Annotated in this window: 10 protein-coding genes; 5 read left to right on the top strand and 5 right to left on the bottom strand. The window is 61.9% G+C overall.

Translation table 11 applies throughout. The features are described from left to right. A partial coding sequence (locus tag ACJWXQ_RS00150; protein WP_406671894.1) for a hypothetical protein occupies window positions 1–189 on the bottom strand: 189 nt, incomplete at its 3' end. A gap of 303 nt (window positions 190–492) precedes the next feature. Here ACJWXQ_RS00150 and ACJWXQ_RS00145 point away from each other — a divergent pair. Next, the gene (locus ACJWXQ_RS00145) at window positions 493–1,113 is read left to right on the top strand and encodes a bifunctional 2-polyprenyl-6-hydroxyphenol methylase/3-demethylubiquinol 3-O-methyltransferase UbiG (protein ID WP_306728811.1); all 621 of its coding nucleotides are present in this window, start codon (window positions 493–495) and stop codon (window positions 1,111–1,113) included. A gap of 2 nt (window positions 1,114–1,115) precedes the next feature. Continuing rightward, complete coding sequence (locus tag ACJWXQ_RS00140) at window positions 1,116–1,466, top strand: DUF2200 domain-containing protein (RefSeq protein WP_306728812.1); 351 nt, start codon at window positions 1,116–1,118, stop codon at window positions 1,464–1,466. Window positions 1,467–1,505: 39 nt separating this feature from the next. Here ACJWXQ_RS00140 and ACJWXQ_RS00135 read toward each other — a convergent pair whose 3' ends face one another. The 3 genes from ACJWXQ_RS00135 to ACJWXQ_RS00125 all read right to left on the bottom strand — a co-directional run bounded on the left by ACJWXQ_RS00135 (window position 1,506) and on the right by ACJWXQ_RS00125 (window position 4,096). Then, window positions 1,506–3,041: a tetratricopeptide repeat protein gene (locus ACJWXQ_RS00135; protein WP_306728813.1), complete on the bottom strand. Its 1,536-nt coding sequence runs from the start codon at window positions 3,039–3,041 to the stop codon at window positions 1,506–1,508. A gap of 188 nt (window positions 3,042–3,229) precedes the next feature. After that, window positions 3,230–3,706 (bottom strand): DUF6644 family protein, encoded by a 477-nt coding sequence (locus tag ACJWXQ_RS00130; RefSeq protein ID WP_306728814.1) that lies wholly within the window; start codon window positions 3,704–3,706, stop codon window positions 3,230–3,232. Window positions 3,707–3,712: 6 nt separating this feature from the next. After that, window positions 3,713–4,096 carry a hypothetical protein gene (locus ACJWXQ_RS00125; RefSeq protein ID WP_306728815.1) on the bottom strand — a complete coding sequence of 128 codons (384 nt, stop codon included), beginning with the start codon at window positions 4,094–4,096 and terminating at the stop codon, window positions 3,713–3,715. Window positions 4,097–4,245: 149 nt separating this feature from the next. On the opposite strand from ACJWXQ_RS00125, the gene ACJWXQ_RS00120 reads away from it, so the two are divergent. Both ACJWXQ_RS00120 and ACJWXQ_RS00115 read left to right on the top strand, forming a co-directional pair. Continuing rightward, window positions 4,246–4,524, top strand: a complete 279-nt coding sequence (locus tag ACJWXQ_RS00120; RefSeq protein ID WP_306728816.1) for a type II toxin-antitoxin system RelE/ParE family toxin — start codon at window positions 4,246–4,248, stop codon at window positions 4,522–4,524. Then, on the top strand, window positions 4,524–4,817 hold the full coding sequence (locus tag ACJWXQ_RS00115) for a HigA family addiction module antitoxin (protein WP_306728817.1): 294 nt from the start codon (window positions 4,524–4,526) through the stop codon (window positions 4,815–4,817). The genes ACJWXQ_RS00120 and ACJWXQ_RS00115 overlap by 1 nt, the downstream gene beginning before the upstream one ends. A gap of 32 nt (window positions 4,818–4,849) precedes the next feature. Here ACJWXQ_RS00115 and ACJWXQ_RS00110 read toward each other — a convergent pair whose 3' ends face one another. Then, complete coding sequence (locus ACJWXQ_RS00110) at window positions 4,850–5,812, bottom strand: alpha/beta fold hydrolase (protein WP_346051404.1); 963 nt, start codon at window positions 5,810–5,812, stop codon at window positions 4,850–4,852. Between the two features lie 99 nt (window positions 5,813–5,911). Here ACJWXQ_RS00110 and ACJWXQ_RS00105 point away from each other — a divergent pair, with 99 nt between their 5' ends. Further along, window positions 5,912–6,496, top strand: coding sequence for an NAD(P)H-dependent oxidoreductase (locus ACJWXQ_RS00105; protein ID WP_346051406.1), 585 nt, complete (start codon window positions 5,912–5,914; stop codon window positions 6,494–6,496). The last annotated feature ends 110 nt before the right edge of the window (window positions 6,497–6,606 follow it).

Raw genomic sequence — 6,606 nt, 5'->3', positions numbered from 1 at the left:
TAGTTCCTCAAGGTCTTTTTTCAGGGCCTTGAGGTCCAGCTTCTTGAATTCTTCGGCGTAATTGAAATCCGCACCCATCGGGTCGGATTCGGGAGTGTGTTGATGCAGGATGGACAGATTCAACTGCTCCGGCCACCACTGCTCATTGGTGGTGCCTCGACCACCCTTACGGGTCTGTGCTCCGTGCATGACAGGGCATTTTCCGTTGTCTTTCCTGTTTGCGGCCATTTTCCTCTCCAGTCTGGAATGAATGATCATCAGGGGCTGCACCACCCACGGGTGCTGCAGCCGCATGTGTAAAACCGCCACGGTGACTACTTGGCGCACTGCCAGGGGGGGCGAGTGTTTCCTTCCCCTGCCTTGCCCTCCTAGTAATAGTCCAGGTTCCCGATAGTTTCCAATGAATCATTTGGATTAAATCAATGGGATTTATTTATCGGTACTTTCGCCCTTGTGCACCGCCGTGGTGCCGGGCATGGCATGATGAGCCCCATGATCCGAAGCCTGCTCTACGACGCCCTCATTCCGCGCCTGACCGCACGCTGGTATGGCGCGGTCATCGACCGCCTGCCTGCCGGCTGCGAGCTGCTGGATGTGGGGATTGGTACCGCCAGCGCCCTGCTGGCCAACAGCGAGCGGCTGCGCGAGAAACGCATCCGGGTCACTGGCGTGGACATTGATGCCGCCTATGTGGAGCGGGCGCAGCAACGTGTGGCCACATCATCGCTGGCCGATCAGGTGACGGTTCGTCTGCAGTCGGTCTACGACCACCAGGGCGGGCCTTATGACGCGGTCTATTTCTCGGCCAGCTTCATGCTGCTGCCCGACCCGGAGGCGGCCCTGCGCCATTGCCTGACCCTGCTGAAGCCGGCGGGGCGAATCTATTTCACCCAGACCATTCAGACCCGCCGCTCCCCCTTCATGGAGCGCCTGAAACCCATGCTGAAACGAATCTCCAGCATCGACTTCGGCGGTGTGACTTATGAAGAAGACTTCAAGGCCCAGCTGCAGGCCGCCGGCCTGGTTCTGGAAAGCTTTGAGGAACTGGCCCGGCGGGGCCGCCAGGCCTACTGCCTGGCCGTGGCCCGGCCAGCCGGCGCAAAGGAGGGATGAACATGTCCAGACACCCAATCTTCGATATGGCCTTTGCCAGGGTCTATCCCATGTATGTGCAGAAAGCGGAGAAGAAGGGGCGCAGCCAGGCGGAGGTCGACGAGGTGACCTGCTGGCTCACCGGCTACGATGAGGCCGGGCTTCGGCAGCAGATCGATCAGGGGAACAGCTTCGAGCAATTCTTCGCCGAAGCACCGGCCTTGAACCCCAATGCCTCCCTGATCAAGGGCGTGGTCTGCGGCGTGCGAGTGGAATCGGTGGAGGATCCCCTGATGCAGAAGATCCGCTATCTCGACAAGCTCGTGGATGAACTGGCCAAGGGCAAGGCCATGGAGAAGATATTGCGTCAGTAATCGGGCATCGCCCAGAGGGCGGTGCCCGATTACCAGACTTCAGTTGGCCAGTTGTTCCCGGGCCTGCTGCATGCCGGCCAGGGTGTTCTTGCGGCCCGGCCAGATGTCGTCCCCCGCCTGGTAGGCGGCCAGGGCCTCATCCGGGCGGTCGAGGGCCAGCAGGAGATCACCCAGGGCTTCATAGGGCGGGTACAGCGCCCCCGGGGTAATCGGGTTCTTGTCCACGGTGCCTTCCAGCTCCGCGGCCGCTTCCATCAGGCGGATCGCCGAATCGGCGTTGCCCTGCTCGTGCTCGCTCCAGCCAGCAAGAATCTTGCGATCCACTTCAATGAAGATGGCAAAGTTCTCCTCGCCAGCCTCTTTTGCCCGGTCCCGCAGGGTGGCCAGGCGCGCCTCGGCCTCTTGAGCCGCCTCTCCATTACCGGCATGAATGGCGCCCAGGCCACGGGCGTACCAGCTCAGGCCCTCCGGCCAGAAACTGCCGTCCCAGGGCAGGTAATCCGGCTGGCGAGGCTCCAATGCACCGGCCTTTTCCCAGTCCCGCCGTTCCACGGCGATGCGGGCCGGAATGGCCGCCGCATGAAAGGCGGCGGCAAAGCCTGGCTGGTGGCGTTCCACCGCTTCGGCTTCTTTCTGCACCGCCTGGGCCCGGTCCACTTCACCCTTCTGCAGATAGCCATAGACCAGATAATCGAGGGCGTGGATGTAATGAAAGGAGATGGCGTCATCGACCTCGTGATCCCGGGCCGCATCGGCCGAGCGCCGGTTCCATTCAATCACCTGATCCCATTCGCCCAGCCGCACATAGATATGTGACGGCATGTGAAGGGCGTGCGGTACGCTGGGTGCGATGTCCGAATAGGCCTCCACCATGGCCAGGGCGTTCTCGGCCCGCCCATCCACGTCAGTGGCATGAATGGCGTAGTGGATGGCGCCGGGGTGCTGGTTCTCCTCTTCCCAGACACCGGCCAGAATGGCCTCGGCCTCATCATGCAGTTCGTGGCGGGTCTCCGTGTCGGCCCGCATGCCCAGCACCAGACGGGACAGGGCATACAGGGCGGCGATGTCATGATCCTCCGGGTGGTTCGAGTAGGCCTCGGCCATGCCACTGGCCCAGGCGTCGATGCGATCGCCATAGCCCATGTCTTCATCGGCAAAGAATGCGCCCACCGCATCAATCAGGGCGTGCTCCCGCTCACCGCCAGGCCCGGCCTTGCGGGCCCGTTCAATGGCTTCACGGCCGGTGGCCAGGGCATCCGCGTCCGGGCGTTCCGGCCAAAGGGGCTGGAACCAGGTGGCCGCCACCCCCCAGTGGGCCATGGCGCAGTCCGGGTCTTTCTCGACCAGGTCGCGGAAGGTCTCGCGCGCCTGTTGATACATCATGTGATGTTTCAGGGCCAGGCCCCGGTTGAAGGTCTCGGCCGAATCCGCAGCGCAATCGGGCCGAAAATCCACCACCCCGACCGATTCCCCGTCCTTCACATGCGCTTCGTCGTGATGATCGTGCTGGGCGCTTGCGGCCGCTGAATACACAAGCGCCAGTAGCAAAATGAGTCCTGAGAGCATCCTGTCCATAATGATTCCTCCCCACCGGGCGAGTGCACCCGGCTGCCGGATAAAATTCCCACGAATATCCCCCACAGCTCAGCCTAGGTCAGGCTCGCCGGCCTAACCAGCCGATTCCGGGTGAATCAGACGGATGGCTTTAGGGGAGGGGAAATCCCGGTTAGGGCAGGCTGAAAGCGAGGCATCCCAAGCCGTGGCTACAGGAAAGCGATCCAGCGCCCGGCAATCAGGGCCGACAGCCAGAGCAGAAGTGACAGCACGGCGGTGATCTTCAGTGTGCGGGCAACCGGCGCCCCCGCCAGCATGGCCTTCCACTGGGGCAGCTGGTGCACCACCAGGGCATTCAGGACGGCCAGGGCCACCAGGCCCAGCTTGATCAAAAAGGCGCTGTTATCCAGGTAGTGGGAAGGCTGCACGCTGAACAGCAGTACGCCGGTGGTCACGGCCAGTAGCAGGCCACCTGCCGCCACCCGGCTGAGCAGGGGTGCCAGCTCACTGAGCCGGCCACGCCGGATCGCCCCCAGTATTCGAAGATCCAGCGTGATAATGCCACCGACCAGCAGGCCCAATCCGGTGATATGGGCCGAGCTGGCCAGTGGATAGGCAATGGTGGACTGACGCAGTGCCGAGGCCATGGCGGTCTCACCCAGCCACAGCAGCAGTGCCGTCAGCATCCGCCCTTATTCCTCGAGCAGATCCGGATAGAAGGTGTAATGCTCGCCATCAATGGTGGCGCGCACGGCCTTGATGATCTTCTCATCACTATCCTTGGAGCGGTGCCCGATGATGATGATCTCATCGCCTTCCTCGGCCACACCGTCCACGAACCCGGCATCCCGGGTCTGACGCGGGTTGCCCAGATCGACCTGCCAGGGGCCGTCATCCGTGTCGATCATCAGGCGCGGATGGGGCGGGCCAATGTAAATCTCGGTGATCACGCCGGTCATTTCGGTCTGTTTGTCTTCCGCCCACGCCCAGCCGTGGTGGGCCAGCGTGCTGGAGGCCCAGAAAAGCAGGCCGATCAGTGCGACGGGCATGCCGATACGAGCGATGGTCTTGTGCATGGCGGATCTCCTTGCTGCCTCGGGAACCAATAGGATGCCAGTATAGGATGTGATTGTTTCCCCGCCAGACGGTTCCAGCAATCAGGCAGGCCGAATCGCTTCGACGATTCGACTTGTTGCGTGGTGCGCAACAGGCTATAATTCTGCCCATTATCAAATCATTCCGCCACAAGGGACTGAAGCGGTTCTATTCGACAGGCAGTATGGCAGGGATTCAATCCGCCCACGCTCAGCGCTTGCGTATGCAGCTGGCGGCATTGGATACAGCCATGCAGATTGAAGACATCGATATTCCGGGTTTTGGGCTGCACCCGCTTAAGGGCAAGCAGAAGGGCAGGTGGTCGATTCGAGTTAGCGGTAACTGGCGTTTGACCTTCGAGTTCCGAGACGGACACGCCTACATTCTTGACTACGAGGATTATCACTGATGAGCATGCACAACCCTCCGCATCCCGGTGAGTTCATCCTCACGGTTTACATGGAGCCTTTCGGCGTCAGTGCTCGAAAGCTTGCCGATCGTCTGGGTGTATCACCGTCCACCTTTTCGCGTCTGCTGCGCGGTGATAGCGGTGTCAGCCCGGAAATGGCGTTGCGGCTTTCCCGGGTCATTGGCCGCTCACCGGAAAGCTGGCTTGCCATGCAGGATGCCCACGACCTTTGGCTGGCCCGTAATCAGCTCGACGTCGAAAAACTCAAGCCCTTCGATTTCGAAGCCGCATAATCAGGTCCGGCGGGTATTTCACTTCCAGGCACTTACTGCGCCTCGGGTGACAGTTGCTGCCAGAAGGCCGGGGCGGCCAGGGCTTCCCAGAATTCCGGGGCGAAGCCCTGTGGCCGTCCGCCGTCCAGGCAGAAGGCGCCGTGGCGAAAGAAGTGGTCCAGGCCTTCAATGGTCTCAATCACAAGGCCGTCGTTGCCGCTGGCCTTGCCGAAGTGTTTCTGCAGTGGCGGGATGTTGGTCTCGGGCATGACCATGATGTCATTGCCGGCAAACAGGGCGAGCATGGGCTGCTGCAGGCGGGCCAGATCGTCGGCGGGGTCATAGCGCACGATGCCGGACAGATAACCCGCCGGCATGATGCGGCCGGCGGTACCGATCAGGGACAGACTGCCGGCCAGCCCCGCTCGCCGAAGGCCCAGCAACCGACGCTCCTCACAGCGCCAGCGATTCTCCGTGTCCTCGATGATCTGCTGGCGTACTCCGATGGCGGGGCCGGCCAGACTGATCACGAAGGCCACCTCATCGGGATGATCGGCCGCGGCACTGACGGCTATCCATCCCCCCTGGCTGTGGCCCAGCAATCCGATGCGAGCCGGATCCAGTTCGGTCCGGCCGCTCAGGGCGCGAACCGCCGCGATGGCATTGTCGGCCCGATCCACGAAATCTTCCTTGCGCCAGTCGCCTTCTGAGCGACCCACGCCGGGCTTGTCGAAGACGTACACGGCGTAGCCCTGTTCATCGAACCATTCCTGAAGTTGCGGCCAGAACCAGGAGCGGCGTTCGCCTTCCCAGCCCGTCCGGTAACTCTCATCACCAGAGCCGGCGAGAAAGACGACGGCCGGGAAGGGGCCTTCACCCTCAGGCAGGAACAGCGTTCCCGACAGTTGCCCGTCTTTTGCCTCGAAGGCGAGATCAGTACCGGGCAGCTCGGCGTAGGCCAGTGCCGGCAGAAGCAGGGCGGCCATAGCCAGGCAGCGCAGATTGGACGTGTTCACGAAAAGTACTCCCCAAAGTGATATTCACTTGATCCGGCTCAAGCCACCACCAATGTCGATCGACATATTATTGCCCGTCAAGAACAGGAGGTCACCGTCATGGCCAGCATTGTCATCATCCAGGGACATCCCGACCCGGCCGGTGGGCATTTCTGTCATGCCCTGGCCGTGGCCTATCAGGAAGCAGCGGAAGCCGCCGGGCATCAGGTCCGGCACATCGACGTGGCCGGGCTGGATTTCCCCTGGCTCAGGAACGCCACCGACTTCGAATCCGGTGATCCGCCCCCGGCCATTCGCCAGGCCCAGCAGGCCATTGAAGCGGCCGATCACCTGGTCTTTCTCTATCCCCTCTGGCTGGGCGATATGCCCGCCATTCTCAAAGCATTTTTGGAGCAGACCTTCCGTCCGGGTTTCGTCACCGAGCCGGGTCAGGACATGGGCAGCTTCGGCCCCCGTCGCCTCAAGGGGCGATCGGCCCGGCTGATCGTCACCATGGGCATGCCGGCCCTGTTCTATCGTCTGATCTACCGTGCCCACAGCGTGAAAAGCTTCCGCCGCAACATTCTGCGCTTCTGCGGCTTCAAGCCCGTGCGCACCACCCTGATCAGCGCCTCCATGGGCGGTGACAAGGGCCGCGCCCGGTGGCTGGAGAAAATGAAGCGCCTTGGGCGGGCATGTCGCTGAGCGATTTACGGATACTCGGCTATCCTTATTACAAATGTTCAAGGGGACTGTTCGCTGCAATGACGTTGCGCGATGATCCCGGCTTGATACCGAGTACTTGGCGTTTCATT

Origin of the sequence: Natronospira sp., from assembly GCF_007134575.1 — a bacterium.
Classification (GTDB): domain Bacteria; phylum Pseudomonadota; class Gammaproteobacteria; order Natronospirales; family Natronospiraceae; genus Natronospira; species Natronospira elongata.
This window is presented reverse-complemented; position numbering and strand designations above follow the sequence as displayed.

Bases quoted from the DNA above. Each gene is read 5' to 3' on its own strand.
- ACJWXQ_RS00145 (WP_306728811.1), top strand. From the start codon at position 493: ATGATCCGAAGCCTGCTCTACGACGCCCTCATTCCGCGCCTGACCGCA.
- ACJWXQ_RS00140 (WP_306728812.1), top strand. From the start codon at position 1,116: ATGTCCAGACACCCAATCTTCGATATGGCCTTTGCCAGGGTCTATCCC.
- ACJWXQ_RS00135 (WP_306728813.1), bottom strand. From the start codon at position 3,041: ATGGACAGGATGCTCTCAGGACTCATTTTGCTACTGGCGCTTGTGTAT.
- ACJWXQ_RS00130 (WP_306728814.1), bottom strand. From the start codon at position 3,706: ATGCTGACGGCACTGCTGCTGTGGCTGGGTGAGACCGCCATGGCCTCG.
- ACJWXQ_RS00125 (WP_306728815.1), bottom strand. From the start codon at position 4,096: ATGCACAAGACCATCGCTCGTATCGGCATGCCCGTCGCACTGATCGGC.
- ACJWXQ_RS00115 (WP_306728817.1), top strand. From the start codon at position 4,524: ATGAGCATGCACAACCCTCCGCATCCCGGTGAGTTCATCCTCACGGTT.
- ACJWXQ_RS00105 (WP_346051406.1), top strand. From the start codon at position 5,912: ATGGCCAGCATTGTCATCATCCAGGGACATCCCGACCCGGCCGGTGGG.